Annotated in this window: 1 pseudogene; it reads left to right on the top strand. The window is 73.3% G+C overall.

The annotated features are described in order from the left end of the window. Positions 1-466 (top strand): annotated as a pseudogene (locus CKO28_RS27885) (IS21 family transposase); the annotation flags it as partial. Positions 467-618: the final 152 nt, after the last annotated feature.

Genomic DNA, 618 nt, shown 5'->3' with positions numbered 1-618 from the left:
GGTGCACATCCATGATGCCCGGATCGAGGCGTACCTGGGCAGCACCCACGTGGTCACCCACCCCCGCCGCCGCGCAGGCGACGGCGCGCGCGTCCACGTCGTCGACTACCGCCACGTCATCCACGCCCTCAAACGCAAGCCGCAGGCCCTGGCCGGCTCGATGTACCGCGACGGTCTGTTCCCGCGCAGCGAATACCGCCAGGCCTGGGACGCTTTGCAGGCGAGCTTGCCGCAGAAGGACGCCTGCAAGCGCATGGTCGCCCTGCTCGCCATGGCGCACGAGGAGGGCTGCGAGGCCGAACTCGCCGGCCTGATCGCCGACGACCTGCGGGCCGGGCGGCTGCCCGAGGCGGATGCCCTGCGCCGCCGGCGCCGACCCGCCACCGACCTGCCGCCCGACGTACCCGTGGCGCTGACCGCGCCCGCGCAGTTCGACGCGCTGCTCAGCCAACAGGCGGGGGCGTGATGACCGCGGCGACCGAGACCGATGCCCACAAGCTCCCGGCCCTGCTGAACGCCTTGCGCCTGCCCTCGTTCAAGGCGCACTGGCAGGAGGTGACCGAGATGGCCGACCACGAGGGCTGGGCGACCGCCCAGGCCCTGGCGCTGCTCGCCGAG

Source organism: Rhodovibrio sodomensis (assembly GCF_016583645.1).
Taxonomy (GTDB): Bacteria; Pseudomonadota; Alphaproteobacteria; order Kiloniellales; family Rhodovibrionaceae; genus Rhodovibrio; species Rhodovibrio sodomensis.
The sequence above is the reverse complement of the archived record's forward strand: the minus strand, read 5'-3'. Positions and strand labels throughout refer to the sequence as shown.